General features: G+C 49.9%; 27 protein-coding genes. 12 read left to right on the forward strand and 15 right to left on the reverse strand.

Annotated elements, in window-relative coordinates; translation table 11 throughout:
* Positions 1-27 precede the first annotated feature (27 nt).
* The gene (gene rocF / locus BM231_RS03670) at positions 28-954 is read right to left on the reverse strand and encodes an arginase (protein ID WP_093516769.1); all 927 of its coding nucleotides are present in this window, start codon (positions 952-954) and stop codon (positions 28-30) included.
* Between the two features lie 120 nt (positions 955-1,074).
* Here rocF and BM231_RS03675 point away from each other — a divergent pair, with 120 nt between their 5' ends.
* Together BM231_RS03675 and BM231_RS03680 are read left to right on the forward strand one after the other, a co-directional pair.
* Positions 1,075-1,527 carry an Lrp/AsnC family transcriptional regulator gene (locus BM231_RS03675; RefSeq protein WP_063304346.1) on the forward strand — a complete coding sequence of 151 codons (453 nt, stop codon included), beginning with the start codon at positions 1,075-1,077 and terminating at the stop codon, positions 1,525-1,527.
* Between the two features lie 118 nt (positions 1,528-1,645).
* A complete protein-coding gene (locus BM231_RS03680; RefSeq protein ID WP_093516771.1) occupies positions 1,646-2,149 on the forward strand; it encodes a hypothetical protein in 504 nt (167 codons plus the stop codon).
* 105 nt (positions 2,150-2,254) lie between these two features.
* On the opposite strand, the gene BM231_RS03685 is transcribed toward BM231_RS03680, so the two are convergent.
* Positions 2,255-2,497 (reverse strand): YgjV family protein, encoded by a 243-nt coding sequence (locus BM231_RS03685; RefSeq protein ID WP_093516773.1) that lies wholly within the window; start codon positions 2,495-2,497, stop codon positions 2,255-2,257.
* Positions 2,497-3,225, reverse strand: a complete 729-nt coding sequence (gene deoD / locus BM231_RS03690; RefSeq protein WP_082826957.1) for a purine-nucleoside phosphorylase — start codon at positions 3,223-3,225, stop codon at positions 2,497-2,499. The genes BM231_RS03685 and deoD overlap by 1 nt, the downstream gene beginning before the upstream one ends.
* A gap of 96 nt (positions 3,226-3,321) precedes the next feature.
* Between deoD and BM231_RS03695 the strand changes: the two genes are divergently transcribed.
* Entirely contained in the window at positions 3,322-3,984 is a 663-nt protein-coding gene (locus tag BM231_RS03695) for a Crp/Fnr family transcriptional regulator (RefSeq protein WP_084408011.1), read from the forward strand.
* Between the two features lie 5 nt (positions 3,985-3,989).
* Here the strand turns inward: BM231_RS03695 and BM231_RS03700 are convergent, their stop codons facing one another.
* The 3 genes from BM231_RS03700 to BM231_RS03710 are packed head-to-tail and all read right to left on the reverse strand — an operon-like array spanning position 3,990 to position 7,038.
* On the reverse strand, positions 3,990-4,844 hold the full coding sequence (locus BM231_RS03700) for a hypothetical protein (protein ID WP_093516775.1): 855 nt from the start codon (positions 4,842-4,844) through the stop codon (positions 3,990-3,992).
* Positions 4,841-5,587: an OmpA family protein gene (locus tag BM231_RS03705; protein WP_093516777.1), complete on the reverse strand. Its 747-nt coding sequence runs from the start codon at positions 5,585-5,587 to the stop codon at positions 4,841-4,843. Before BM231_RS03705 ends, BM231_RS03700 begins: the two co-directional genes overlap by 4 nt.
* Positions 5,584-7,038, reverse strand: a complete 1,455-nt coding sequence (locus BM231_RS03710) for a hypothetical protein (RefSeq protein WP_093516778.1) — start codon at positions 7,036-7,038, stop codon at positions 5,584-5,586. The genes BM231_RS03705 and BM231_RS03710 overlap by 4 nt, the downstream gene beginning before the upstream one ends.
* Positions 7,039-7,353: 315 nt before the next feature.
* On the opposite strand from BM231_RS03710, the gene BM231_RS03715 reads away from it, so the two are divergent.
* Together BM231_RS03715 and BM231_RS03720 are read left to right on the forward strand one after the other, a co-directional pair.
* Positions 7,354-8,523, forward strand: coding sequence for a cupin domain-containing protein (locus tag BM231_RS03715; protein ID WP_244527136.1), 1,170 nt, complete (start codon positions 7,354-7,356; stop codon positions 8,521-8,523).
* 106 nt (positions 8,524-8,629) lie between these two features.
* Positions 8,630-9,301, forward strand: coding sequence for a helix-turn-helix domain-containing protein (locus BM231_RS03720; RefSeq protein ID WP_093516780.1), 672 nt, complete (start codon positions 8,630-8,632; stop codon positions 9,299-9,301).
* 9 nt (positions 9,302-9,310) lie between these two features.
* On the opposite strand, the gene BM231_RS03725 is transcribed toward BM231_RS03720, so the two are convergent.
* Positions 9,311-9,700, reverse strand: coding sequence for a VOC family protein (locus tag BM231_RS03725; protein ID WP_093516782.1), 390 nt, complete (start codon positions 9,698-9,700; stop codon positions 9,311-9,313).
* 164 nt (positions 9,701-9,864) lie between these two features.
* Between BM231_RS03725 and BM231_RS03730 the strand changes: the two genes are divergently transcribed.
* The 3 genes from BM231_RS03730 (at position 9,865) to BM231_RS03740 (ending at position 11,410) form a co-directional block, all read left to right on the forward strand.
* On the forward strand, positions 9,865-10,053 hold the full coding sequence (locus BM231_RS03730) for a hypothetical protein (protein ID WP_093516784.1): 189 nt from the start codon (positions 9,865-9,867) through the stop codon (positions 10,051-10,053).
* 12 nt (positions 10,054-10,065) lie between these two features.
* A complete protein-coding gene (locus BM231_RS03735; protein ID WP_208860031.1) occupies positions 10,066-10,524 on the forward strand; it encodes a hypothetical protein in 459 nt (152 codons plus the stop codon).
* Positions 10,525-10,948: 424 nt separating this feature from the next.
* A complete protein-coding gene (locus BM231_RS03740) occupies positions 10,949-11,410 on the forward strand; it encodes a pyridoxamine 5'-phosphate oxidase family protein (RefSeq protein WP_093516792.1) in 462 nt (153 codons plus the stop codon).
* Between the two features lie 283 nt (positions 11,411-11,693).
* On the opposite strand, the gene BM231_RS03745 is transcribed toward BM231_RS03740, so the two are convergent.
* Both BM231_RS03745 and BM231_RS03750 read right to left on the reverse strand, forming a co-directional pair.
* The gene (locus BM231_RS03745) at positions 11,694-11,939 is read right to left on the reverse strand and encodes a DUF2188 domain-containing protein (RefSeq protein WP_093516794.1); all 246 of its coding nucleotides are present in this window, start codon (positions 11,937-11,939) and stop codon (positions 11,694-11,696) included.
* A 58-nt stretch (positions 11,940-11,997) separates the two neighbouring features.
* Positions 11,998-12,384 (reverse strand): hypothetical protein, encoded by a 387-nt coding sequence (locus BM231_RS03750; RefSeq protein ID WP_093516796.1) that lies wholly within the window; start codon positions 12,382-12,384, stop codon positions 11,998-12,000.
* Between the two features lie 641 nt (positions 12,385-13,025).
* Between BM231_RS03750 and BM231_RS03755 the strand changes: the two genes are divergently transcribed.
* Complete coding sequence (locus tag BM231_RS03755; protein ID WP_093516798.1) at positions 13,026-13,298, forward strand: hypothetical protein; 273 nt, start codon at positions 13,026-13,028, stop codon at positions 13,296-13,298.
* 181 nt (positions 13,299-13,479) lie between these two features.
* On the opposite strand, the gene BM231_RS03760 is transcribed toward BM231_RS03755, so the two are convergent.
* The 3 genes from BM231_RS03760 to BM231_RS03770 all read right to left on the reverse strand — a co-directional run bounded on the left by BM231_RS03760 (position 13,480) and on the right by BM231_RS03770 (position 18,309).
* Positions 13,480-13,935, reverse strand: a complete 456-nt coding sequence (locus BM231_RS03760) for a hypothetical protein (protein ID WP_063294172.1) — start codon at positions 13,933-13,935, stop codon at positions 13,480-13,482.
* Between the two features lie 161 nt (positions 13,936-14,096).
* Positions 14,097-14,573: a hypothetical protein gene (locus BM231_RS03765; RefSeq protein ID WP_093516800.1), complete on the reverse strand. Its 477-nt coding sequence runs from the start codon at positions 14,571-14,573 to the stop codon at positions 14,097-14,099.
* Positions 14,574-14,700: 127 nt separating this feature from the next.
* On the reverse strand, positions 14,701-18,309 hold the full coding sequence (locus BM231_RS03770) for a hypothetical protein (RefSeq protein WP_093516802.1): 3,609 nt from the start codon (positions 18,307-18,309) through the stop codon (positions 14,701-14,703).
* Positions 18,310-18,524: 215 nt separating this feature from the next.
* Between BM231_RS03770 and asd the strand changes: the two genes are divergently transcribed.
* Together asd and BM231_RS03780 are read left to right on the forward strand one after the other, a co-directional pair.
* Positions 18,525-19,418 carry an archaetidylserine decarboxylase gene (gene asd / locus BM231_RS03775; protein ID WP_093516803.1) on the forward strand — a complete coding sequence of 298 codons (894 nt, stop codon included), beginning with the start codon at positions 18,525-18,527 and terminating at the stop codon, positions 19,416-19,418.
* Positions 19,419-19,509: 91 nt separating this feature from the next.
* Positions 19,510-20,307: a phytanoyl-CoA dioxygenase family protein gene (locus BM231_RS03780; protein ID WP_093516804.1), complete on the forward strand. Its 798-nt coding sequence runs from the start codon at positions 19,510-19,512 to the stop codon at positions 20,305-20,307.
* Positions 20,308-20,353: 46 nt separating this feature from the next.
* On the opposite strand, the gene BM231_RS03785 is transcribed toward BM231_RS03780, so the two are convergent.
* Positions 20,354-23,002 carry a hypothetical protein gene (locus BM231_RS03785; RefSeq protein WP_093516805.1) on the reverse strand — a complete coding sequence of 883 codons (2,649 nt, stop codon included), beginning with the start codon at positions 23,000-23,002 and terminating at the stop codon, positions 20,354-20,356.
* Positions 23,003-23,098: 96 nt separating this feature from the next.
* The gene (locus BM231_RS03790; protein WP_093516806.1) at positions 23,099-23,560 is read right to left on the reverse strand and encodes a type III secretion system chaperone family protein; all 462 of its coding nucleotides are present in this window, start codon (positions 23,558-23,560) and stop codon (positions 23,099-23,101) included.
* A 251-nt stretch (positions 23,561-23,811) separates the two neighbouring features.
* On the opposite strand from BM231_RS03790, the gene BM231_RS03795 reads away from it, so the two are divergent.
* Positions 23,812-25,146 (forward strand): MATE family efflux transporter, encoded by a 1,335-nt coding sequence (locus BM231_RS03795; protein ID WP_093516807.1) that lies wholly within the window; start codon positions 23,812-23,814, stop codon positions 25,144-25,146.
* Between the two features lie 62 nt (positions 25,147-25,208).
* On the opposite strand, the gene BM231_RS03800 is transcribed toward BM231_RS03795, so the two are convergent.
* Positions 25,209-25,577, reverse strand: coding sequence for a hypothetical protein (locus tag BM231_RS03800; RefSeq protein WP_093516808.1), 369 nt, complete (start codon positions 25,575-25,577; stop codon positions 25,209-25,211).
* Positions 25,578-25,604 lie beyond the last annotated feature (27 nt).

Below are 25,604 nucleotides of genomic sequence, written 5' to 3' on the forward strand. Positions count from 1 at the left end.
CTAAAGTTTTTATTATGTTGCTTGAGGTCAGGCGCGGTTTGGATGGTCCAGCACCTGCTTGCCAAACAAGCTGCACACCAGATCTGCCATCAAAGTCGCTGTCCGGCCACGTACATCCAGGAATGGGTTCAGCTCAACCAGATCCACAGATGTGACCAACTGACTGTCGCAGAGCATCTCCATAATCAGATGCGCTTCACGGAAGGTCGCACCGCCTGGAACAGTTGTGCCCACTGCTGGTGCAATGTCCGGGTCCAGAAAGTCCACATCAAAGCTCAGGTGCAGACGGCCATTGGCGGCCTTCACACGCTCCAGAAACTCATTGATCGGCTTGACTACACCGTTCTCATCAATCCGGCGCATGTCGTAGGTCTCAATGCCGGTTTTCTGCAGGGCAGCCCGCTCCGCATTGTCGACGGACCGCAAGCCCATCATGCAGATATTCTCTGGCTTGATCGTTGTGTTCAGCTCCGGATAATACCCCTCAAAACCGGAGAGACCACAAAAGTAAGCCGCGGGCGTGCCGTGCAGATTGCCGCTGGTCGTTGTGCTGAGATTATGGAAATCAGGATGCGCATCCAGCCAGAGCACAAACTGCTCTTCGCCAGCTTCTGCCGCCGCACGGGCAATACCGCTGACAGTTCCCGCTGCCATGGAGTGATCACCGCCAAGGAAGACGGGCAGATGACCTTCACGAATTTCCGCTAAAGCAACGTCATGGAGCTTCTCAGTCCAGCTGATTGTCTCACTCAAATGGTGGACAGCGCTGTTGGAATGAACCCGATCCCGACTTGCCTCTGGTAAAATGTTGCCTCGGTCTATAACGGAGTAGCCGAGCGCTTCCAGGGAGTCTTGCAGTCCGGCGGTTCGTAGAGCATCCGGGCCCATCAAGCAGCCCTGAATGTTGGTTCCTGTTTGTACAGGTGCCCCGACGAGCACAACGGTATTCTTCATTCCCACTTCCCGATTAAATCCGATATGGGGTATTATCCTTGTGGAAGTGGCGGTAAAAAGCTGGCATTGTGATCAAAATGGTGGTCGCATTGGCCAGATTGGTAAGTAAGGTTACGCACTTTGGATGATATAGATCAAAAAATCATCGCGACACTACGTAGAAATGCGCGTGCGAGTGTTTCTGATCTAGCCCTTGAGCTGAAGATTTCTCGCTCGACTGTGCGCTCGCGTATGGAGCGTTTGAAGTCTGTCGGCGACATTCTTGGCTACACGGTCGTGCTGCGGGGCGATGTCTTTGAACAACCCGTTCGTGGCATTATGATGATCAAGATCGAGGGCAAAGGCACCCAGCGCATTGTCGATCACCTCAACAAGATGACGGAGGTCACTGCCTTGCACACAACAAACGGCAAGTGGGACCTGATCATGGAGCTGGGAACCGACACGCTGGTCCACTTCGATGACGTGCTGCGCCGCATCCGCCTGATCGACGGAATTTCAGCCAGTGAGACCAACCTCCTCCTCTCCACCAAACGCACCAACGAAGCCCGCCGCAATGTGATGCTGGATTGAGGGCAGAGAACAGCGTATCTTGAGAGGGCGCCGCAAATTGACGCAACTCTTGCAATGAAAATTGACAAGAGAACGATGTTCACTTAATTGGAGCCGCGATAACTCATCGAGGTGCCAAATGGACTTCATTCAATACACCCTGCAATGGTGCAAGGGCGAAATTCTGGAAGCGTCGCTCTTCGGCGCATTTGGTCTGACAATCTTACTCTCAGGCATCGCCTTTGGCTGGTTTGGCACCACACCTCATGCCAAGGCCATGATGATCCCGTTCATCGTGCTTGGCGTCATTGGTGTTTCAACAAGCGTCTTTGGTGTCGTCAACAACACCCAGCGCATGACCACATTCGCAGAACAGTACGAGGCAGATCCTGCTGGCTTCATTGCAGAAGAAAAACAGCGTGTCGAAGGCTTTGAGAAAATTTTCCGCATCACCTACCCACTTGCAATTGCGTTTGCATTAGGTGGCCTCGCGCTCTTCTTCTTGTTCAGCAACGCCCACCTTCAGGCGATCGGAATAACGCTCATGATCCTCTCCGTGCAGGGCCTCATCATCGACATGTTCGCCGCAGAGCGCGGAGAGATCTACTACAAACACATTCTGGAAGCGCAGCAACCCGCCTGATCCGCATGCCGGATGGTAGATAGAAAAAGAGCCCTGAGCGCGTCTTGGAGGACGCTCAGGGCTCTTAAGTTTACAATTACCTTGGCTTGATGGGGAGCGAGTGCCTTACGCTTCTGCTGGCGTAAGTGCTTGTTGTTGTTGCTTTCTCAGTTTTGCCAAGTGGTAAATGTTGATGAACACGCACATGCCGTTGAGCAAAACAACCGGGTAAGCATCAACTGCAACACCATAAATGGTGAACAGGACACAACCGACCATATTGATCACACGAAGCCACAGGACGTTGCCCATCAGGAGGGAAGTCATCACAGTAATTGAGGCCAGATAGCCTACAAGTTCCATATTCATTATGCCGCAGCCATTTCTGGTGTTGTTGCATATGCAGTTTCCAGAGCCAGCTCCATCATCTGGTTAAAGCTGGTCTGGCGTTCTTCAGAGGAGGTTTCCTCTGCTGTGATCAGGTGATCGGACACGGTCAGCACGCACAGCGCTTTCACGCGGAACTCCGCAGCAATCGCAAACAGGGCCGCAGCTTCCATTTCAACAGCCAGAACGCCCATTTTCTGCATGGCTGGCAACAGCGCAGGGTTGGAACCGTAGAACAGGTCACCGGAGAGGATGTTACCAAAGCGCGGCGACAGACCCAGGCCACCAGCAGCATCAGAACATGCCTTCAACAATTCAAAGTCAGGTGCAGCAGCATAGTCGTAACCAGCAAAGCGATCGCGGATCATTGCGGAGTTGGTGCTGGCGCTTGTCGCGACAATCAAATCACGCAGTTTCAGCTCTTCATCAACACCGCCACAGCTACCAACGCGAATGATTTGTTTCACGCCGTAAAAGTTGATCAGTTCATGCGCATAGATAGAGATGGATGGCATACCCATACCATGTGCCATAACTGAGATTGGCTTACCCTTGTATTCACCAGTAAAACCAAGCACATTACGCACGTTTGTTACTTCGCGTACATTTTCCAGATAGGTTTCTGCAATATACTTTGCGCGAAGCGGATCACCCGGCATGAGGACTGTTTCAGCAAAGTCTCCAGTCTGGGCGTTGATATGCGGTGTCATCAGATTCTCCTATGCAGCTTGCAAGGAGAAGGGTAGAAATATCTCCGTTTCAAAAACAGGACAATTGTCCGTATCTCTGAATTAAATAATGCAAAAATGACAATTAAATCGCTCGCAGAAATTGGACATAAGGAAGTATTAGAATGGGTCAAAACTGGTCCGTTTCTTCTACGCCATATGGAGCCCGGAGATTACCTGCTCCGGCAAGGCCAAAACCTTGAACACCTGTACTGGATCGAGGATGGCTTCTGCACGGTTAGCTACACCGCAGCCAATGGGCGACGCTTCAGTCATGGCAGGTTCAATATCGAAGATCGCCTTTACGGTGAGATCGAATTTCTGACGGGCAAACCAATTCAGTTTGACATCCGCTGCGATGGTCCGGTCAGCGTGCGCGTCATCCCGATTGCGGAGCTGGAAGCACTGTTGGTGCAACACCCTCACGTGGGCATCTGGCTCAGCCAATGTCTGGCCGACACCTATCAGGGTGTCATGGACCGGGTCACCTCGCACTTCATGTACCCGCTGGCCTACAACATCGCCAAAGACCTGCTGATGCGTGAACGCGGCAACAAGCCGCCTATCCAGTTTGAGCGTGTCTTCCGCGAAGCCGAACGCTTCGGCTGCTCAGAACGCGTCTACCGCCGCGCCGTCAGCCAACTCATCGAGCACGGCCTGGTCGAAAAACGTGGCCGCGAACTCAAAGTCGCCAACCACACCAAACTCGAACGCTACCTCGCCGAAGAGGAAGAGCGGTAGTCAAGTTATGCGTGTCTTAGCGCTTCAATCTCGCGTTGTTCTGAAAGGGAGACTTTCATATGTCCATGATTAGGTTGCCCCGCATGACATAGAATGCACAAAGCTTTCAAATTTAAATGAGAACTATCGCTGAGATCTCCGGTGATATGATGCGTATGAAGCAGCCTGCGATGTTCTTTCTTGGAAAGGTTTACTCCGCACTCTTCACATTTCCATTGTCTGGAACTTCTATAAGTAAGAGAAGTTTGTGCCCATTTTTTGGGGTAGATTGCAGTGGTTGGAGTTGAGGATGTTTTTGATGGTTTCGTATGAAAAAGTGGTTCGTAAGTTCTTAAAAAATCTGCAATTTCAAAATCTTGAGCAATCGTATCATTACTGCCCTCTTGATCGCTAGTACCGTATCCCTTCCATGCAATCTCTTTCAGGCAATTCTTGCAAACTATGAGCTCTGCTTCTATTTCGCCTTCTTCGCGTGTCTCATCGTTTGTCCAGGTACATTCAAATTTGCCATCCATGCGAATAGTTGCATGGTATCTCTGAAGGCGGTTCTCTTTTCGCTTGCCCCTAATTGTGGCGCACTCTGCAAAGTGAAACTTAGGACAATTCTTCGTATCGTGTAGTAAAGTGTCTTTGTCTTTACCCGTTGCCTTAATATATATAAGGATCTGCTCTCCTTCATGTTCAAGCAGACCTCCGAAAGAGTGAATTTGATCAATAGAGACTTCCTTACCTGCCTCGAGTTCTTGGCGCAGGATCTCTCGTTCAGACAGTTTCACCTTCTGTGTGCGCCATTTAGATAATGGGGCGCCCATCTGAGAGATTAGTCGGTCTAGAGCAGGAAAGTTAATGTTCAGCTTCATTGAATTGTTTCAATTACTTTGATGATTTGGTCTTTTGTAGTGGTGCGAACGCGAAACTCAACTCTCCTTGATGCGCGAGCATTTTCAAAGCCGGTCTCAGTTTGGATTGTATGGCTGGATGACAAGCCATTGGCAGTTACGTGCTTGAAAGCCCATTCTCTGAAAGGGCGTACGGCAGTAAGCATGATAGAATATTCAAGAACGGCTCTTGTGCGCTCTTGGGATAGGGCCATATTATTGAAATACGCCTCACTCTTGGGCGTGCCTCTTCCCCATTCTGATGAGGTATGCCCCTCAATTCGAATCTCTTCAATTGTATCTTGAAACCGATTCAATACAGTCATATAGCGTGGGAAAAAGTCCGCAAGAATACGTCGGAACTCAGGCCTTAAGCTTGCTTCATTTGACCTGAACAGAACCTCAGGAGCTTTGAAGCGGAGCGTTAATGTTTCCTGCTCTAACTCTGCGTTCCACGTTTCCAAATCGTCTTTAAACTCAGCCTCTAATGCTTCATAAATGCTCACTTCGGAATCGTGCCACGCTACTACAATTTGCTTGATGGTATCCTGCGTGTTGGTGAGTACTTCTTTGTCTTGAATGGCCTGCTCTTTTGCTTCCACAAGGGGGCGTAGGTAGACGACTGCAATGAAAAGGAAAATAACCATCAGGCCAGCCATAAGATCTGAAACTGATACCCATTCGCTATCTTCAGTTACTGGAGAAGAGCCTAATATATTCTTCATGCAACCTGCCGCGCTAGATTGACGAGTTTATGTAACTCCCGTGTTAGCGGTTCATAGTCCTGTACGAATTTTTCGGAGAGCGATGCCAAACGTGTACCAAGCTGCTCAATTGCTCTTTCAAGTTCCTGAGACATTTGCTTATCAAACATCTGCATCTGCTTCTCTAACTCAGCATCTGTTTTGGACCACGATTCCTGAATTGTATTTTGTGCAGCTTTTGCATTGCTCTCAATGAGCTCACCGTGCTTCTTAACTGCTTCGGTGACCTGTGCATTGACATTATTTAGTGTGGTTGAGAGCTTTTCGTTAAACTCCTGTTGCGCGTTAGAGGCTTGACGCTGGAGCCCTTCAAAGCCTTCTTCTAAGGTCTTGTAATTCTCAGTGTGCCGCGCGAGTGTCTCAGAACTACGCTGAACAGCTTGATCGACATGTTCTCCCAATTTCGTAGTAATAAGTTCAAGATTATTTTCAATAACAGGGAAGGCCGTCACAGCTTTGTCGCGCAAGAGCGCGAGGGTTTCAAGGTGTTTCTCCATCACTGAAATCTGGGAGTTTAGTGAGCCTGCTAGTTCTGGGAGTGGTTGGACAGCTGCAGGAATTGCTTCGGTATGTTCGCGAATTGTTGCCAATGTTTCGGCACAGCTTTGCACTGCAGATAAGGCTGCTTCAAGTGATGACAAAGTGGCCTGAATACGTTCTTCAGTTTTGTCGATGTGCTCTTTATAGTTTTCTTGCCAGATAACGAGTTTTTCTACAGCCGCATTAAGTTGCTTGAAATTATCGCCAAATTGCTCTGTTAGATTATTGTTGAAGTCTCGAATAACTTCCTGAAGTGCTTCAATAATAGCTTTCTGGTTATTCTCAGTCATGTGTTTTGCAAAGTTTTTGAATTCAGTTATGAGTTCATTCTGCCCGTCTTTCGCTTCTGACCTAAGCTTTTGCAACTGTGTGAGCAAACTACTCTCACCGTCCGATGAGATGACTTTTCTAATATCTGAAAGGTTCTCCTGAAGCATCTCGGAATTTTCTCTTCCGGTAACTTCAATGCGTTGCAACAGTGAGTAAATCTCCTGGGGTCCAATCTGCCCAACCAACTCGGCTTTTGTAATCTGGTTTTGAAAGGCCTTAAGCATTATGGATGTTGAAATGCCCACAATACTAGTTATGAAGGCAATCTTTAGGCCTGCTAGGAGTTCAGGTACCGATCCATCAATATTTGAAACATCAAAATTTGTTAGCCCTAGTGTAATACCAAAAAAAGTTCCAAATATGCCTATTGTTGTCAGTAGGTTAGGCGCAATTGGCGATAATTTTGAAAAGAACCGGATCTGCTTGAAACTGCCTAATAGGCTAAACAGAAAAAGACCAATAATTAAAACAATGAAGAATACAGCTACTGGATCGGCAACTGTACTCTCATACAGTTTTAGAAAAGTCTCTTTATAGAACATTAGGTACTCGCAATACTTAGTATGCGAAACACACTAATAGCGTGCACTGATTGTTAAACCATCGAATTTTATATAATTCACAGTTAAAGTGTAAAATTATATATTAAAGCTAATGGTTGATATTTTCGGGCGTAAGCAACAGCACTTCCTTATGCCGTCCAGTATCATTTCTCTCTGAACTTACCCGAGCATGAGCGGTTAACGCTAACTGCAGCATTTCGCATGCTTTGCGCTGACAACGCACTCCTGCCATTGCCCCCAAAAAGTACCGTGATAAAGTGTGCGCGCTGCATTTCCTGATCGTAGGGAGGCAACATGTCTGGCGCATCAAGACGGGATTTTTTCAAAGCTGCAATGGCAGCTGGTATGGGCGGAGCGGTGGCGACACAAGCTTCCGCAGCTGAATACCCATCAGGACCATTCTGGAACAACGTTCCTGAACCGGATTTGGCCAACAACGAACTGCCAAAATTTAAGTTCGAGCTGGAGAAAACCGCCGGACGTGTTGATGGCGGCAGCTTCGGTAAAGAAGCCACCGTCGAACAGTTTCCTATCTCAACTGGAATTGCCGGGGTCTCCATGCGGCTCGCACCGGGTGTCGCCCGAGAGCTGCACTGGCACGCAACCGCAGCAGAGTGGGCCTTCGTCATGGATGGCAACTGCCGAACGACGGTTATCAATCCCAATGGCCAGTCGGCGACCAATGACTTCGAGCCCGGAGACGTCTGGTACTTTCCAAGAGGGCACGGCCACTCAATCCAATGCTTGGGAGACGAGCCCTGCCATTTCATCCTGATCTTCGATAACGGCTATTTCTCCGAATTTGGCACGTTCAGCATCACCGACTGGCTGGGCCACACACCAAAGAAGCTACTCGCCCAAAATCTTGGCATGCCAGAAAGCGCGTTCGACAACTTCCCCAAATCGGAAGCCTACTTTGTCAAGGGCGTTATCCCGCCGGAGCAGCCAACACTTCCGCATCAGGGCGAGTTCAACCCCACGCCTGAAACGCACAAATACAGCCTGATGAAACAGGAACCTAAGGTTACTCGTAAAGGTGGCCGAATATGGCGTGTCAGTCAGAATGAGTTTCCCATCGCCACCACCATCACCGGCCTTGTTCTGGAGCTTGATCCGGGTGCACTGAGAGAACTGCACTGGCACCCCAACGCGGATGAGTGGCAGTACGTGATGGAAGGCAGCATCAGTGTGACCATGTTCGGTGCAAAAGGCCGTTATGCCGTCGAGACGCTGAGCAAGGGCGATGTCGGCTACATCCCACAAGGCTACGGCCATTCCATTGAAAACACCGGAACGGAGAAGGCCCGTATTCTGGTCGCCTTCAACACTGGTGAGTATCAGGCCATCGATCTGTCAGAATGGCTCGCCAGCAATCCGGATTACCTGTTGGCGGCGCACTTCAATCGGCAGTCCAAAGCAGTGCGACAGTTTCCGAAGCGAGATGTTTTCATCGCCACTGAATAGGCGTTATGCCAAAGAGCAAGAGCATTGGAGCAATTCCGATTGATCCTTCAATGCTCTAATGGCAAATTGCATAAGCGGACCAACAGGTAGAACAAGGAGGGAAGGTTTGCAACACAATCAAACCGCCATCTCTCTGCCCGAAACCCTTGCGCAAGTCTGGCATCATTCGGGTCAGCTTGGTGCATCCGGACCAATTCTGCCGGATGGCTGCAGAGATCTGATCGTCACAGAGGTGGAAGGCCAGCGCCTGTCATGGCAAGTCTCGAAGCTGTTTGATGAGCCGCACCAACCCGAACGCATCACCGTAAAGCGCATGATCGGCTTCCGCCTCAAACCGGGGGCACAGGTGAATGAGCCAGCACTGCTTGCAGCTCTCAACGGTTTGAAGTCTTGGGATCAGGCCAGCATCTGCGAACGACTGGCAGAACACACCAACTTAAACAACAGGGTCTCAGAAGCGCTGGGCTGTATCGCGGAGGAGCAACTGCCCATTGCCGCCTCCGCTGGAGCGTTGGGGGTAACGCTCAAAACCTTGCAGCGCACCTTGGCGCGCCACACCAACCGCTCGCCAGTCTACTGGCGCCAGCTTGCCCGTATCCGCAAAGCTGCCCGCCATATTGAGGCTGCGGAAAACTGGGCCGACTTTGCTTTGGACAACGGTTTCTCTGACCAAGCCCATATGACCCGTGAGTTCCAGCGCTGGTTCGGTACTTCGCCAATGCAGTTCGCCGCAAACACAGGCTTCAAACAGCAGGCCCAATCGGTCGCGTTCGGCTAATCTCCCACATCACGCTGGAGCCGTCACCGGCGAGCAGATCTCAATCAGAAATCCATTCCTATCCTTCACGTAGGATGTCGTCTGCCCCCAAGGCTCTTCCTTCACCTCTTGCACAAGCTCAGCACCTGCTGCCAGTGCTCTGGCAAGGTCACCGGCAACATCCTCAGTCTGGAATGCAATCTCAAAGCATGGATTGCTCGCATCCGCCTGCGATGGGTTTTTGCCAAGGTCTTCCATCAGCTTGAAGGAGGAGAACGACAGTGTCGTCTCACCAGTTTTCACCTCACCATAATCCCCGCCTTCGGTGATCAGACCCGGCTCAACACCAAACGCCTTACAGTAAAAGTCGATGGTGTCGCGCGGGCTCTCAACGTACAAAATGACGTATTTTAAATGCATGGAATGCCTCCTGTTTTCATGAGGAAGACCCTAGCAATGTGCTGCAGGTGCGTATTGAATAAAAGCGACATGTTCATCACCAGAACGCTGCTCAAACATGGATGCAAAGCAGAAGGAATCTGCTAGGCTCCGGTGAAGTTCCTGCCAGCTAGCGAGGCCGTATCATGCGTAATTTCCGCAAAGTCCTGTACGTGCTCATCACCTGCTTCATCAGCGCCTACGGTGCCTACTTCGCCTACACATCGTTTTATGAAGGCACGCTGTTCAACGTCATCGCTGGCGCACTGATATGTACGGTTGGCATCATAGGCCTTTATGGCACATTTCGCGGCAACCCGCAGGATACTGAGTAAGGGGAGGGGACCATGTCCGATCTATCAGAGTACAAGGCAAAATCAGGCAGTTTCGAGCCCGTCTGGACAATCGAAATTCAGACGCTGGAAGAGGACACGGACCGTATATTGGATGCCGTCATGCAGGTGCACCCGCTCAGCTTCGGTCGCTACCAACGCAACGCCAGCATTTCTGCAGTTGGCAAGGAAACGTCCCAACCAGAACCAAACTCAACCACCACAACTCACATTGAGGGCTTTCAGGCTGGCATGACAGAGACCTACCCCATGGTAGAGCTCAAAATCTCCATTGAGCGCGACCCAAAAGTGCTCGCAAAAGTCATGGACGCCATAATCTACGCTCACCATTACGAAGAACCCGTCATCTTCCTCCGCGAAGACTGGGCCAGCCGCGCCGCCTACAACCCCACCAGCACCAACCCAAACCGCTGGTGGAACAACGGCAAAGGCATGCCGGAAAAGGTGGAGTGAGGAGCGTGGGGAATTGCAGATAGCTTACGCCTCGCAATACCCTGCTTGAAGCGTCTGCACCACACGATAGTGAATCGCGGAAAGGTTGCATATACGCAATAGAATAACCTGTGCGAGAAGCGCGATTCGGGCTTGATGCTAGTGAAGATGAGCTTAAGCTTTTTTGTGAGCTCTATGCATCACGATGGTAACTGTACGGAGGTTAGAGACCCTGCAGATTGCCTGACATGAGCGTGAACTCCTGTTCCTATCTCTTGGGCACCAGAGCCCGGAGAAATGTGAAACAGCAAACTAGCTTGATAAGGTGCCCACTTTTACGGCCTCGTATAGCTTTGATTGCAAGCTCATACAAAGCAGTGGAACGCTGAAACAAGCACTCAACTCTGTCCTCTGTAAAAAACACCAAAATTGGAGGTGTTTGAAAATGAGCAAGTACGAAGATACCATCAAACTTATTGAAACGCGTTGCGGAAACGACAAGGAAGTGATTATTGCCCTCGCGACAATATCCTTATCTGAGAAGGAAGCCGGTAAACCCCGCCCTTCAACCCGCATGGTTTGCGCCTACTACGAAAATGGCGTGTTTTATGTTTCTACTGACGCAAGAAAAAATAAAACATTGCAAATAGAGAAGAACAACGAGGTTTCTGTTTGCGGTATGGAAGGTTTTTCTTTCCAGGGAATTGCTGAGAATCTTGGCTGGGTGAAAGCTGAAAAGAACTCAGAAATTAGAGCGAAGTTCAAAAACATCTTCAAATGGTTTGATCAGGAAGGCGATGAGGAAAATCCAAACTCAATCGTTCTGCGTATAACCCTTTCAGAAGGTACCATCCTCGATGGTGAGCAGGCCTATGGCATCGATCTGGTCAATAAGGTCGTCCATTAGAGATTATCGTGTGAAGTAACTGCAATCTGTTGTTTTTTGTGTCAGGAGTTGGTTCTCTAAACGCAAACTCGGGAGGGCGTTGTTTACAATCCCTCTTGTGGAGGAACAACGGCAAAGGCATGCGGGAAAAGGTGGAGTGAGGGGCGTGGGGAAGCGTAGATAAGTGTTTTCTGTTTGAAACTAGCTCCTCAAACGTAAGCTGCTCGACATTTACCTACATTCAGTTGAAGTCACATAAAAGTGGTACAACATTGGTTTAAAGCTAAGATATTGCTTACCTAGTTCAGCCGGGACTCTTCTCGGGATCTTTGTCGCGGGGAAAAGTGCGTTCTTCTTGTATCTTGCCGTCTTCTTTACGGATGCGCACTGATCCTCCCTCTGAACCCAAAGCGCCTTCCAGTACGCCGCCAGCTGTAGCCTCAGCCTTGGTCAAGAACCGTCTTCGAGCCCGATCTGAGCCCTCTTGTTCTAATACCCAATCGCCTTTGTCTTTATCCTTAGTTAGAAAAAATTTTCTGAGTTTAGACATCGCGTTCTCCTCAATGAAATCTTTCCAAATACTCTTGCATTAGCTTTTGTGAGCTCTACTAACCAGATAGAAAGCTTAAAATGTACGGCCAAATTAGATTAGAAACCATATTGATTGAAACTCCCAAGATTACACCCCATAGAACTTGCCACTTTGATACTACATGCTTGAAGTGCTCCCATCTGTCATAGGTGCGTAGCCATCTAAGACCTTTGTCAGTCAGAAAGTAAGTCCCTGATTTAGCTTCGCTTTGAAGAGCTGCCACGATTGACAGGTGATCAACTAAACCAAGCTCGACCAAACTTTTGACGACCAGAGCAAGATCTTGATTGGGATAACTTGTTTTGATTTCATGAGGTTCTTTGCCATTTTTGACCTGTTTAAGAACAGATCGGATAAGTTCGATCACTAATGTGCCGCGAGGCAACGAACTACTAGTTGACATCAAAACTCCTTAATCGAGTACGACAGATGTTAAGTTATAGTCAACCTAGAGATACGCATTGAAAAGAGCAATGTAGAAATAGCCTACAAACACTTGGCCTTAGCAATATTAAGGCCTCTTTACTCTAGATTGAGTAATAGGTTTAGTGATTGCTTGGGGCAGCTGCCAAACATATGAGATTGCGGTGCTTGTAATGTAAGAAGAGGTTCGTTTTGCATACAAGAACATTTATCACTCAGGATAAAGCTCGGTGTTGTGTGTAAATGGTCTTAGGCGTAGCCTCGGCATGCATCTTCAACACACAGAATTTGCTACTTCCCCATACCTCAACACCACCCCTTCATGGGGTAACCCCACTTCCCTCATTGACACCCGCAGCAAGACGGCGCATCCTAAAGTTGAGGCGTCGAAACCTTATTTGCTTAGCGGTCACCGCAGCCGTAATACGCGGTCTTTTTGTGTCTGGAGTTGGTTCTCTATACGCAAACTCTCGCTTATGGGCGGGAGGGCGGTGAATACAATACCCTTTGCGGGGGAATAAACCCGCCTGTCTAAGCCAGGTTTCGAACCTCCCGCTCGCCAGTGGGCCGTCGAAAGCTCTATGCCGAGCGGATCTTTCACCGCCTGCTTAGAGGTATGAAATGACGACCAATGGAAATGAGAAAAGTGCCCATATGTCCCTTCGCAATGAAGTGGACCAGCTCAACCTTTCATCCAACCACCTCAAAAATCTGGTGTATTCAATGAGTGTAGTGATGAGTGAGCGCATGGAGCACACGCAGGAATATGAAGCGTTGCTGACGCTGTTTGATACTGTGCGCAGCCACATAGAAGATGTGCAGGGATGTAGCGAGAAGATATCGGAATTGCTCGAGCCTTGCGCGCTGGACCTCACCAAGACCCAAAAAGCATAGAGCGCATTCCGTTTGATTAAATCCAATCAAACGACAAGAACTCGCTCAACATAAAGAAGTTAGAGCATGAGGCGTGAATGCAAATGAACGCGGGTATGCTCTAGAGAGCGAGCAGAGGTAGTCTCTCTGCTGAACTTGCCTGAGAGGCAATGTGCTTCTCAGGCTTTTATCTGCGGTTCGCTTAGAACTGCACCGGCACAGTCTCGCCAGTAGAAATCTTACACTCGCCAACGCCGCCATCTGAGAATCCAGAGCTTGGGTTGCTCAAAGTGATCTGGCACTGCATGGAGCGAGCAGCGCTGAACAGCACGCCTTTGGCTCTTGAATTGTATGTGGTGGAAGAGCTGGACGAGAAGAAGTCATCGTCGTCATCGTCATAAAAGAACCCGTCTTCAACGCTCTCCGTCTGCTTCTTCTCAGTTACCAGCTTACCGGTGAAAAACTCGCCGCTGGAAAGTGTTGCAACAGCTGAGGCTGCGCCATCATCGAGGAACTCTTCGGTCACCTGAAATGTCACACTCTGTGAGTTCTTGCCGTCTTTGCTAACAACACGTCCTTGTCCTGTCGTGGTGGACTGACAGCCCGCCAAAACTGCAACAGCAGCAACACACACACCGATCTTAAAAATAGTCTTCATTGTAATTTACCAATCCCGAATAGCTAAATGTCGGTTTTGGCTGTTTGGAGATTGGTTCAAATAACGCAGTCACCACAGCCAAAAGCCCCTGAACCGGCTGTAGGTCAGGGGCAACTTGGTCGGCAATCACAAAAAGCACAGTGTGAGAAAAATTTCGCTCTCTAAAACTCAACAGGGAAGCTGCCGCCACCAGAAAGTTTACACTGTCCAACACCTCCGTCAGAGAACCCGTCAGCTGGATTGGAAAGCGTCACGACACAGCGCATGCTCCGTTTCGCACTAAACAGAACACCGCGGGCATAGGGGCTATAGGTGGTTGAGAAGGTCGAGACAAAGAACGGCCCGTCATCAAACCCGTCAAAATCATCGAAGTCGTCGAAATCATCAAACCCATCATCGAAGTCGCTTTCTCCAATGTTGGTGGTCTGGCTCTTGGCTGTCACCAGCTTGCCGGTAAATACTTCCCCATCAGGCAATGTCGCCGTTGTCGCCGCGCCGCCACCGCCAAAGAAGTTTTCCGTCACCTCAAAGTCAACAGCCTTGCCACCCAAACGACCTTGCCCAGGTGTTGTTGTCTGGCAAGCAGCCAGCCCAGCAATGGCAACCAGGCACAAACCTGTCGTGAAAAAGCGTCTCATTCTGCGTTCCAATCCCGACTTAAAATGCAAACACGTCGGGGCAGAATTACAGACAAATGTTGCTAAACGTATTCAAACACCGCTTGCAACAAGTGCTGAAACGCCAGCAAAAATGAATACCAAACAACTACTTTTTCTTGCCTTGACGCATTGCACCCCGGCGTTTGAAAATGCCTTTACGTTTTTTGGTGGTGTGCTGTTTCAGCATGCGTTCCATGCTGGCGATAATGCTGTTGAGGAAGCCAAACTGTACCTCTGCTTCCATAACATTGCCTTTGCTCAGGAAGCTCTCAATCTTGTAAGCTCCCTCGCTGGCTGTCTCGTTGTTGTCAGAGAATATGGCCAGATCGTTATCATCCAGAATGACACTGCGCTGACCATAGAGTTTGTTGATGGTCTCCACCAACTCCTCAACTTTGACCTGATACTCCTCAATCCTCGCGGCGGTACGCTGCCCACGTTCAAACGCAATACGCACGCTCTCCATCGTGATCTCAGCATTCTCCAGAGCATCTTGCGCAGCGTTAGTACCAGGCTGATTTTCCGCTTGTGCCAGATAAACTTCCGCAGTCTTGAACATGCTCTCAAAATTGGCGAGTTCCTCTGCGTTTTTGAAGATGTATTTGCGTTTACTATAGGATTTGAGTTCACGCTGAATTTGCTCAATACCAATCGCAACGGCTTCATCTCGATCGAGGTTTAACTCTTCACTCTCTTCTTCTGTAACTGGTACGGGTACTGCCTGTAACATCTCTTCAAGAACCGCGACGCACTCGTCAAACTTGGCAAACTGCTTCTCCACTTCCTTCCCTTCATCTACTTTCAGGTGATCCAGCATAATCTGGGCGCAAACCATTGCCATCGCATGATACTTTGCAAAGCGCTCTAGAAGAGCCTCATTCCCGTCAAAGCGATCTTGCGCTGCATACAACTGTGAAAGCTCGGACTGCTTGTCAGAAACCCGAATGATTAAGTCGGAGCGTAGGTTGTCTCTTGCCTCGCAAGTGGTGCGATAGGCCTCTTCCAATGCCTGCTGATCATCCCCAATCTTGTCCACCATGGTCTTTGCAAAGTTGGCAAGCTGATCTTTGATCGCCTTACGAAGATTGGACAATGTTTCCTGAGAGGTTTTGTAGGCTGCATCAAATGAAGTCAGGTCGATATCCCAGGCATCAAACTCAGCTCGTTTTTGGTGAATACCGGCAATAATGTTCTCGTAGTACGCCGCACCTTCAGACAAGCCATTCAACAATGAACTCAGGATTTGTCGGCTGTTGTCCTGTATCTTCTGCAGGATGATAAAATCTTTTTTTGCCGCAGTAAGAGACTCACGTGCACTGTCCAAATCATCCCCTGCAAGCGCAGTAGTGCCTTCTTCATGGTGTTGCATCGCGTTAGCATAGGCCGCTTCCAGATCAACCACATACTCATCAACACAATGCGGCCGCGCCTGACTGAAGATCGTATTGATAGCGGTGCGGATCTGATCAAATTGCTGCACCAATTCAGCCTGCTCTACACTATGAGGATCAACTGGTTCAGCTTTGCTTTTTGTTTTCTTCGGCGGCTTCTGCGCGACACAGCGCTCCAGATTTGCCAGCGCTACCTTAAGGTTGCTCAGAGTTGCCCGAGCATCCCTCACTTTGCCTTCAGCAATCAGCCCTTCCACCTGGAAGGCAAAGTCTGTGGCAATGCTGTTGTAGCTCAGGAAATCATTTTTATGGTCAGGATGCTGCAAAGCTGTTCCCTGCTCATAAACAGCGTTGATCCGGTCTTTCGCAGCCTCCGCATCCGCAAGATACCCTTCAACTTTTGCTGCTGTACCCGCCCCGCGTTCATAAGCAATTTCCATCGAGTCGAGTGTAACCCGGGCATTATCAAGAGCATCCTCAGAAGCCAAAAACTTCTTCCGTTCTAATAAGTTGGATGCCTGCTCTGCGAAATCAGCAGCCTTGTCATGCAAGTTGGCGTAAATCTGCCGCTCTTCATTGTCTTTGAAGACACTGCGCATGCTGTCGTAATCTTCAAGTTCCACTGTGACGCGCGCAATCGCCTTTTGCAGCATCTCTCGTGCTTCAGCTTCAGTTGCTGCGGTGTTGACCTTTGGCATCCATTGCAAGCTGCGGGTTTCTTTCTCCAGTTTTTTCAAACCGTTGCGTGAGTTCCCAATCGCCTGATCCGCTTCCTCAACCCGCTGGCCTTGCATGCAGGCCTCTGCGTAATCAATGAGCGCAGTGACTTCACCACAAAGGGCATCAAACCGGCCTAGCTGCTTGCCGCCAAACTTCTCGTCAGCCTGCGCGTACCGCTCAAAACCTTTGCGAGTGTCCGCAAGCGGCTCAAGTTCTCTGCGAAGATCTGCAATCTGCTCCACCTGAATCTGAAGCATTGATTCCGCTTCAGTTATGTAGTCCTGCATGTCCGCTGCACTATCCCGGATGTCCCGAATGTTGTCTTGCGCGCTATACGCATTCTTGGTCAGCAGAGCTGTCTGCGCACTCAAAATAGCTGTACGAGCTGACTGATAAGCCGCCTCGAAGGAAGGGAAGTTGACGCCGTGGTTCTTCACAAGATCCCGTTGATCATTGAGCCCTTCAACGGAACTTTCGAGAGCAGTAACATCACCGGTAAGCCGTTTGATCTCCTCCTCATCAAAATCTTCAGGTGGTGAGAACTCAATCTCAGAAGATCCAACAATCGCCTGCAACAACACTTGCTGCATCTGTGAGATCAACTTTTCAGTTTCCTGCAGCGCTTTTTCACAGTCCTTGCCGCGTTTGCTAAGAACAGCATCGTTTGCTTTTTGTGCTGCAGCTGTTGCTTCACCGTGGACTTTATCAAAGGCACTTTGCTGGTCTGGGGTATTGTCCAAGGTCTCGCGCTGACCAGCCAAATCATGAATTTCGCGCTGGGCGATCGACACCTTGAGGAGCAGGTCTGTACCAGCTGCATCCGCATAACGCTTCGCGCTGTCCATCGCATCTTTTAAAACCGCATATTTCTCTTTTGCGACCAACAGAGTGCGGTCAACCTCTGAAACCACATAACCGGAGATTGCTCTGTTCATTTCCGTGAAGTTGTCTTGTGCTGCGTCATAAGCTTTGTCGACTGCAGACAAATCCACATTCCAGAGCAAGATTGGCTCGCGTTCTTTATAAACATCCTCAGCGCGTTTTTGCTGCAATGCTGCGGTTTTCTTAAGATCGACCAGTTCCTCAACCGCATTGCCGCGCCCTTTTTGATAAGCGGCTTGCATTGTCTTCAGGTATTGGTCTGCCTTGTCTACATGAGCTTTGATCCCACCAAGATCCGTGAAACCATTCTCATCTTCTTTTCCAACCAGATCTTGAGCCTGCTCAACCTGCTCTTCACCCAGCTCCTTAGCTGCTTCAAAGAGGTCTTGGCTCTCATCCTCTTCGGTGAAAACAGGTATTCGTTTTCCAGCAACCTTGATGGACTTCGCAGTATTTCTCATGCGCTTGTAGAGCGCGCCGAGCTCCGCATCATGAGCTTTTTTGCGAGCTGTCAGTTCATCATCTGGTTCCGCTTCAGTCTGCGGAGTGACGTCCTCATCGCTCTCAGTCGTCGCATCAAGGGAAACATCGTCGAGCGGGACATCCTCAAACTCATCTTCCTCAATGGGATCACCTTCCACCAAGGGGAATTTCCATTGTAAATGCCTGAAGACCTTTTGAGCCCACTGGTGTTGTTCTGGTGAGAGTTTGTTATCTGGCATAGGAAACTCCGCGACGAGATGATTTTGCTGGCTCTAACTTAGTCGCTGTTGCTTCCTGATTTGACGCTTATTCGGGAGCATCCTGAGAGATTTGAGTGAGCTGGTGAAGATAGAATTGTGCGGGATTACAGTTTTTGAAATAAATGGGAGAGTTACTTGCCTTCACCGAGTATCTCACCTAGTAAAGCCTCGTAATTTGCAAGCAGGGCTGCCACATGTCTGAGAAACAACCCATTATCGTTATTGACCGTGAAACCGGCCGAGAGTTTGAAGAAACGGTTCTGGGGGAGAAGTGGATCCGTTGGGCCTACCAGGATTCCAGTTCAAGCGTGATTGAGAAGCTGCTGTTCCGCTCCGCCGCATTGAGCAAGGCCATGGGCTGGTACTATGACAGCCCGCTTTCTAAAGGCAAAATTCAAAGTGCCATTGATGAGCTGAACATCGACACTGCTGAGTTTGCAGACCCGCAGGAAAGCTTTGCGTCCTTCAATGAGTTCTTCATTCGCCATCTGAAAGAGGGAACCCGCCCATTCGATACCAGTGCAGACACAATCGTCAGCCCAGCTGATGGCCGTGTACTGGTCTTCCCGCAGCTGGATGAAGATACCTTCGTACCGGTCAAAGGCCATCCCTTCTCCATCCGCAAAATGCTGCCGGATGTTGCTGATCGGTTTATTGGCGGCTCACTGGCAATCGTGCGTCTGTGTCCGGCTGACTACCATCGTTACCATTTCCCATGTTCGGGTGAAATTGTCGGAGCCAAAGATTTTCAAGGGGCCTACCACTCCGTAAACCCGATTGCTCTGGGTGCCGGCCCGGATGTGTTTGGCGAAAACAAGCGCAGCTACACACTGCTTAAAACCGAAAATGCGGGCACCATGTGCTACGTGGAGGTCGGCGCGTTCGGCGTAGGCAGCATCGTAAACACAAAGACCTCTGGCCATGTCGCCAAAATGGACGAAAAAGGCTACTTCAAGTTTGGGGGCTCAACAGTTGTTGTCGTGTTTGAGCCGGGTGCAGTGAACTTCAGCGAGGATCTTGTCGCCAACAGCGCAGCAGGCAAGGAAACGCTGGTAACGGTTGGTCAGCCCTTCGCAACGGTTGCCTGAGAAAATCTCCAGATCGCCTAGCATAAGTTGTATTTATCCAACGTGACTCTTCGTCCAGACTGTCAGCTTCGCTAACAGACTGGACGGGACGATGCCATCTTCACTTATCACTCAGGACCATATCGATACTTATCAGCGCGAAGGTGTCGTACTGATCAAAGGCCTCTTTAAAGATCATGTAGATCTGATCAGGGCCGGTATTGAGCGGAACATGGCAGAGCCGGGAGAATATGCGGCAGAAAACCTGAAAGAAGGTGAGGGTGGTCGCTTCTTTGATGACTACTGCAACTGGCAGCGTATTCCAGAATTTGTTGAGGTGGTGAACAACTCCCCCGCAGCAGAAGCTGCGGCAGACCTGATGCAATCCCAAACCGTTCAGATGTTTCATGACCATGTGCTTGTTAAAGAACCGGGCACGACCAAAGCCACGCCATGGCACCAAGATGGACCCTACTATTTCGTCGAGGGGCAGCAGACCGTCAGCTTCTGGTCGCCAATGGACGCCGTAACAGGTGCCACCCTGCGCAGTGTTGCAGGCTCTCATCTTTGGGAAAAGCCAGTCCTTCCAATCCGCTGGCTATCTGAGCAAAACTTCTATGGCGACAGTGATGAGTACATGCCAATCCCGGACCCGGATGCAGAAGGAATGCCGATCCGCGAATGGGAGATGGAACCGGGTGATGCTGTCGCGTTCAACTATTACACGCTGCACGGCGCACGCGGTAACACGACAAAACAGCGCCGCCGCGCATTCTCCTTGCGTCTACTAGGCGACGATGCCCGCTATATTGAACGGCCGGGCCGCACATCTCCGCCATTCCCCGGTCATGACATGAAGCCTGGGCAAATCCTGCGAGAAGATTGGTTCCCAATCATCTATAAGCGCTAACGATAGTAGAGAAGGAGTGCAGTCAGGGAACTGCACTCCCCAAGCTTTAGCTCCTACCAGCATTCAGAGCTTCAGGCTTGAACTCCAGCACCCAACACGTTTTCAGATGACCTTTCCTGAAGACGTTTCTGGTTTCACTGTGATATTGAACTTCCCGCAGATCCAGAAAATCTGGCAGGGACTCTTGAGCCTGAGCGTCCTTGGCAAGCAGCTCACCCCATTCCCGTGCCAGCTTACTTGGCTTATCAACAATCTCCGCACCCAAGCTGGCTTCATCGGTTGGTTTCAGGATGAGTTGAGCTCGTATTTCTGGCTCTAACAACGCCCGCAAGGTGCCTGTCACTCCCGGAAATTTATCATGTGCCTGAGGAGCTGTTGCCCCAGCTTCCTGCGTTTCCGGGTCTACAACCGTAACGGTTGTGTGAGCTGGTTCAGGAGCAGTCTTCTGCTTCACAGAAATCAGATACTCGCTCTTCTTGCCTCCCTCAGGTCGTGTGACAGAAACATCAAACAACGCGACCCAGGGCTGCTCAGAGATCCATTTCTGGATCTTCTTCAGGCTTCCGCCAGATTTTTCAATCCGGGCGTGCACGTCATCGCGCACATGCTCCATCAGCTTATCCAGCGCAAAGTGTGCCTTTCCAAAGCTCATCAGCAAGCCATTGCCCTTGGTGCTCAAGAAGGTATCCAAACGCTCTCTCATGGAAGAAAGCTCGTCAGATTGTTTGGTTTGACTGTCTTTCAACTCATTCAGGTTGACAGTCAGAGCAGCCAGATTCTTAGCAGCAGCTTGCGGCAACGCTCTCATTTTGCCGATCTCTGACATCGTATGAGAGGTCGGCTTGTATTCAACCACCCAGGCTGGCTCCAGCATGTCATTCTCGATCAGGAAGCCCTCTATCTTGTGATAGCGCACTTGCTTCAGGATGAAGTAGTCGGGTAACATCTTGGAGATGTTATCGCCCCGCTGCTTAGCCTCCACGAGTGTACTTCCCCACGCCATGGCCAGATCACTTGGCTTTTCAACGATGGGCAAATCATCTACGCCGTCTTCGCCAGTCGGGACCAACTTCAGTGCTTCCATCATCTCCTTGGAGCGCAGACCATTCAGAACCAGCTGGGGCTTGTCGCGCAACTCGCTCTTCGTCAGCCCCAATTGCGGGACCACATCGGTATTGTCAAAGAACGTGCTGTTACCAACTTTTCTTGGAGCGGGGTCGTGACGCAGTTCCGTGTTGATGTTGTAGTATCCGCCATCTTTCTGGATGGAAACAGAAACCAGCGCCGCCCATGGCTGCTTAGCGATCCATGTTTCAGTCTTCTTGGTGCTGTGATGATCCGCCAGGTGCTGCTCAGTCAATTGCGAGGCCACCTCACGCAGGCTGGCCAGCGCGTATTGCGCCCGGCCATTCTCATGCGAGAGGCTTTCTGTGCTGGAAAGGATCGCATCACCAAAGCTCATGGCTGCCAGTAAATCATTGCTGGCATTCAGCGTTTCTCCCAATTGCTTAGAAGTCGCCATTCGATAGGCGACAACATCTTTCTCGACCTCATCCAGATAACGCACATCCTGCTCGGTCACAGCATTTTCTCTGGCGGTGTCGACTGCTTCACTCAAGCCTTTACTAAACGCATTCTGGCGCATGAGCGCGTTGACGTCGCCAACAACTTCTTTATTCAGCGCCTTCAGGTTCTGGCTCAGGAATACCAGCAGCTCTTTGTGATTATTGGACAAATCCTCTGGCGCAGCCAGCGCTGCGACCTTCAGGAAAGCGAGGAAGCGAGGATCATGAGAGGCATCTTCAAAAATTTGCTTGGCCAACGCACGTGCATCATTGTCCAGCCCGGTTCTAAATTGCATACGCAGATATGTATCAGCCTTGTTTTGAGCCATACCCAACAGACCTGTGATCAGTCGTTGCTTTTTTGCTGCTTCCGGTCCTTCATGTGCAGTGCCTGTCGGGTCATTGATAAAGGCCGTTTTCTTTTCCTGATACGCTTGGAACTGCTGCTCAAGCTCCGGGCTCACCGCCAAATCCAACTCATGCATTGCCAGCATTGCCGGATGTGGTTTCAACTCCAACGGTTCGCTGTGTGGTTGAGGTGCGGTTGGCTGCTCAGCGGCTTCCAACTTGGGCTGCCCAACAGCTTGCGACGCACCATTTGCGGCAGATGTCTTACTTCCTTCAGGCTTGGGAGCGTCAACAATAACGTAGTCGCTCAGATCAGGATCTGAGCCCATATGATCAAGTGTGTTCGCATGCGCAGCGAGCGGAGGCTCTGCTTTAGTCGGAACCGTCTTTGTACTTTGTTGCGAGGATGTCGCGGTATTGCTCGCGCCATGCCCCATCAACTTTTCTGAAGGCAAACGGTAGCCCTCATAGCGAAGCTTTTTCGCAGCACGTGACATACCATCCGTTGGGTTAGAAGGTTCGCCCTCCGGTTTATGATGCTTGTGGTAAGCAAGTGGGCGCAGTTGGGGGTCCTTCGCCCCGGCTTTTGCTGGGCGGCTGTGTTGTGTAGACTTTCCGTTCAGTTCATCCAACTGGTCCAGCAAGCGATGCACATTCTTTGGCTCGGTATGGCACAGTTTGTGTCCTTTATGAGAACTGGTTGTTTTCTTAGGTGTAGCCCCTTGTTGGTCTGGATTGACTTGAGGCAGCGAAATTTTTGAATGAATTGGAGAACGACCCATGGGACACCTCATAAATTCCCAGTGTTGGCCTCCATTCTTCAGGAGCGCCGGAACACCAACGTGAAAACAGTAAATTCCATTGATTTGTCAGAGCGATCAGGAACCAATAATCACCATGTCCGAGCCGTACTTGGGCAAAGGCACATGGATTTCATCGAGGGCCCCCTCTTCAGCAGAAGGCTGTGCACGCTCCAGTCGTGCGTTTGCATCAAGGAGCAAATCAAACGCTTCGCGCATAAGCTCAGCACCACCACCTGTAGAAACCTCGGTCCAATGAGATACGCGCTGCCCAGTAATCGACGCGATGATATGTGGTTGAGTGAATGCGTTGCCGTTGCTTTTTAAAAGCATGAGGGCTTGATCAGCAGAAAGGTCAACTTTACGCAGCCCACTCGTCAGTGCCATCATGATAAAATCCTCATGATGCTGACACAAAATCAAATGACTGCGCTCATCAACGCAGAAAAAGTAGGCACCATTACACGGTTCCGGCAGGTCCAGATCAAAACTGGACGAAAACGCCCGAACCAACTCATCAAATGCAGTTGTCTCAGCCATGGCATACTCCTCACCATGAGTGGAAGAGATCTTGGAATGAAGATCTCGATGCAGTTGAGATTGGCACTTCTACAAAGGAGCTACTGTGCTGATCGAAACAGTTACTTTCAGAAAATGAAGAAAAGACAGATCAGCTAGAAGCATAAGATAAAATATAGGTTGAATTACTTATTTTCATCTATCGTTTGAATGGGAACAGTGTATGCTGGCCATGTTAAGTTCCTACCTCTTCTCCGGCAATCCATACTTCGATGATTTCGTTTAAGCATATGTATTTGCGGGCGTTACCGCTCTTCCTCACCGGCAGCGCTGCTTTGGTCACCAACTGGACAGATACTTACGTCTCCAGTTATTTCGGTGCACCCGCTGTCGCTGCGGTCGGAATCTGCGGCATGATGTTTTTTGTCTTGTTTTCATTCTCCAACGGCTTTTCCATCGCAATCCAATCTTTCACTGCTGGGTTTCTGACCAGTCGGGAAAACAACGAAGTGCTGGACGCGTTTGTGGTCTGTCTGATCTTGGGCTTAAGCTTTGGGCTCTTGCTAACAGCAGCTTCAATCTATTTCCTCGAAGACATACTTATTTTCATGAATCCGGACGCTGAAGTCAGGGAAGCTTCTAGGCGATATCTGGAGTTTCTCCTTTATGCGACACCGTTTTACTACATGTGTGGTGCGTCGCGCGGTCTCCTTATTGCTGTCGGCAAAGCGTGGACCGTCTCTTACATCGGCATTGGAACGCAGATAGTGAATGCCGTTGCAACTGTAGCACTGGCATTCGGCTGGGCTGGTGCTCCTAAACTGGGAATTTCAGGAATTGGCTTCGGCACGTTCATCGCATTTGCGCTTGCAGCGGTCTTCTATGTGTCAGCAGCACTACAAGCGATCTCGCAGCAAAAACTGAGACTTGGAGTCTTGTCTGTGCCTTTGATCATCGAGATTTTGAGGAAGGCAATCCTGTCTGCCTCTCAAAGCACAATCTACGCTCTTGGGATCTTTTCAAGCTATTGGATTGTCGGGCATCTCAGTGTTTTAGCTTTGGCCGTCTATCAGGTTATCACTCAGGCAACACTCATCCCGATTTATGTAGCAAATGCTTTGGGAAGCGTCGCGATCAGTCAGGTAGGTCAGGCAGTTGGGGCAAAAGACCTGTCGGGAGCCCAACAGGTTGGCCTGAAGATGATCTCAGGTGCTGCATATCCTATTGTGATCTACGCACTGCTCGTCATGGTGCTCTCTGAGGATGTCCTGACCCTTTTGCTGGGAGAAGCATTGGATGAACCGCAACTCATATTGGTGTTCACGCTTTCCTGCTTAATCTTGCCAATCAACATTGCGGGAGCAGTGATGAACTATGTTCTGCAAGGTGCCCAACTGTTCGGGCGAGCGTGGACAGTCTCAGCAATCACGCAATGGCTCATTTTCTTACCGCTGGCCTATGTATTTGGTGTTTCAATGAGTTACGGTCTGGCTGGTGTTATCTTCGCGGACTTCATTTATCGCGTTGGCTTGTTCCTGACGCAATACAGTTTCTGGAAACGCTATTCCGAACCTGCATTGGCAAGAGCTTCAGTAAAAATGGGATAAACCGCAGGCCTCTTTCAGACACCTACGGTTTATTGGTTGTGCAGGCAGTGAGGGGCTTTGCCTCAAGCTGCTGCCATTTCGGTCTCTGGTTTGTGCAGGCTCACGACAATCGCAACCGCCAAGCCGTTAGCAAAGTAATAGGCTGCGTCCAGTCCGGTGAAGCCGAAGAGGAAAGGTGCGAGCAAAAAGAGCACGCCAACCGCTCCATCAACGGCCAGATGGAGGCTGTAAGGCAGCACACGGAGCACTCCAAACTGGTGATCCGTCAGAAGCGTCAAAATTAACGCTGCTGTGCCTGTGCCAACAGATAGCCAGAGCGCTAATGGGTTGGATGCTCCAAGACCAAAAATAAAGGGCAAACCGATCAAGGCAAAGGCAACGGGATAATCCAGATAAGCATGGATACTTTTTGTAACGAAACGGAGGGACATGACAGGGTTCCTTTTTGACTGTGTCGG

Source organism: Pseudovibrio ascidiaceicola (assembly GCF_900114245.1).
GTDB classification, from domain to species: Bacteria; Pseudomonadota; Alphaproteobacteria; order Rhizobiales; family Stappiaceae; genus Pseudovibrio; species Pseudovibrio ascidiaceicola.

Excerpts from the sequence above, each read along its gene's own strand:
- rocF (WP_093516769.1), bottom strand. The coding sequence starts at position 954 with ATGAAGAATACCGTTGTGCTCGTCGGGGCACCTGTACAAACAGGAACC.
- BM231_RS03680 (WP_093516771.1), top strand. The coding sequence starts at position 1,646 with ATGGACTTCATTCAATACACCCTGCAATGGTGCAAGGGCGAAATTCTG.
- BM231_RS03685 (WP_093516773.1), bottom strand. The coding sequence starts at position 2,497 with ATGAATATGGAACTTGTAGGCTATCTGGCCTCAATTACTGTGATGACT.
- deoD (WP_082826957.1), bottom strand. The coding sequence starts at position 3,225 with ATGACACCGCATATCAACGCCCAGACTGGAGACTTTGCTGAAACAGTC.
- BM231_RS03695 (WP_084408011.1), top strand. The coding sequence starts at position 3,322 with ATGACAATTAAATCGCTCGCAGAAATTGGACATAAGGAAGTATTAGAA.
- BM231_RS03700 (WP_093516775.1), bottom strand. The coding sequence starts at position 4,844 with ATGAAGCTGAACATTAACTTTCCTGCTCTAGACCGACTAATCTCTCAG.
- BM231_RS03705 (WP_093516777.1), bottom strand. The coding sequence starts at position 5,587 with ATGAAGAATATATTAGGCTCTTCTCCAGTAACTGAAGATAGCGAATGG.
- BM231_RS03710 (WP_093516778.1), bottom strand. The coding sequence starts at position 7,038 with ATGTTCTATAAAGAGACTTTTCTAAAACTGTATGAGAGTACAGTTGCC.
- BM231_RS03715 (WP_244527136.1), top strand. The coding sequence starts at position 7,354 with ATGTCTGGCGCATCAAGACGGGATTTTTTCAAAGCTGCAATGGCAGCT.
- BM231_RS03725 (WP_093516782.1), bottom strand. The coding sequence starts at position 9,700 with ATGCATTTAAAATACGTCATTTTGTACGTTGAGAGCCCGCGCGACACC.
- BM231_RS03730 (WP_093516784.1), top strand. The coding sequence starts at position 9,865 with ATGCGTAATTTCCGCAAAGTCCTGTACGTGCTCATCACCTGCTTCATC.
- BM231_RS03735 (WP_208860031.1), top strand. The coding sequence starts at position 10,066 with ATGTCCGATCTATCAGAGTACAAGGCAAAATCAGGCAGTTTCGAGCCC.
- BM231_RS03740 (WP_093516792.1), top strand. The coding sequence starts at position 10,949 with ATGAGCAAGTACGAAGATACCATCAAACTTATTGAAACGCGTTGCGGA.
- BM231_RS03745 (WP_093516794.1), bottom strand. The coding sequence starts at position 11,939 with ATGTCTAAACTCAGAAAATTTTTTCTAACTAAGGATAAAGACAAAGGC.
- BM231_RS03750 (WP_093516796.1), bottom strand. The coding sequence starts at position 12,384 with ATGTCAACTAGTAGTTCGTTGCCTCGCGGCACATTAGTGATCGAACTT.
- BM231_RS03755 (WP_093516798.1), top strand. The coding sequence starts at position 13,026 with ATGACGACCAATGGAAATGAGAAAAGTGCCCATATGTCCCTTCGCAAT.
- BM231_RS03760 (WP_063294172.1), bottom strand. The coding sequence starts at position 13,935 with ATGAAGACTATTTTTAAGATCGGTGTGTGTGTTGCTGCTGTTGCAGTT.
- BM231_RS03765 (WP_093516800.1), bottom strand. The coding sequence starts at position 14,573 with ATGAGACGCTTTTTCACGACAGGTTTGTGCCTGGTTGCCATTGCTGGG.
- BM231_RS03770 (WP_093516802.1), bottom strand. The coding sequence starts at position 18,309 with ATGCCAGATAACAAACTCTCACCAGAACAACACCAGTGGGCTCAAAAG.
- asd (WP_093516803.1), top strand. The coding sequence starts at position 18,525 with ATGTCTGAGAAACAACCCATTATCGTTATTGACCGTGAAACCGGCCGA.
- BM231_RS03780 (WP_093516804.1), top strand. The coding sequence starts at position 19,510 with ATGCCATCTTCACTTATCACTCAGGACCATATCGATACTTATCAGCGC.
- BM231_RS03785 (WP_093516805.1), bottom strand. The coding sequence starts at position 23,002 with ATGGGTCGTTCTCCAATTCATTCAAAAATTTCGCTGCCTCAAGTCAAT.
- BM231_RS03790 (WP_093516806.1), bottom strand. The coding sequence starts at position 23,560 with ATGGCTGAGACAACTGCATTTGATGAGTTGGTTCGGGCGTTTTCGTCC.
- BM231_RS03795 (WP_093516807.1), top strand. The coding sequence starts at position 23,812 with ATGATTTCGTTTAAGCATATGTATTTGCGGGCGTTACCGCTCTTCCTC.
- BM231_RS03800 (WP_093516808.1), bottom strand. The coding sequence starts at position 25,577 with ATGTCCCTCCGTTTCGTTACAAAAAGTATCCATGCTTATCTGGATTAT.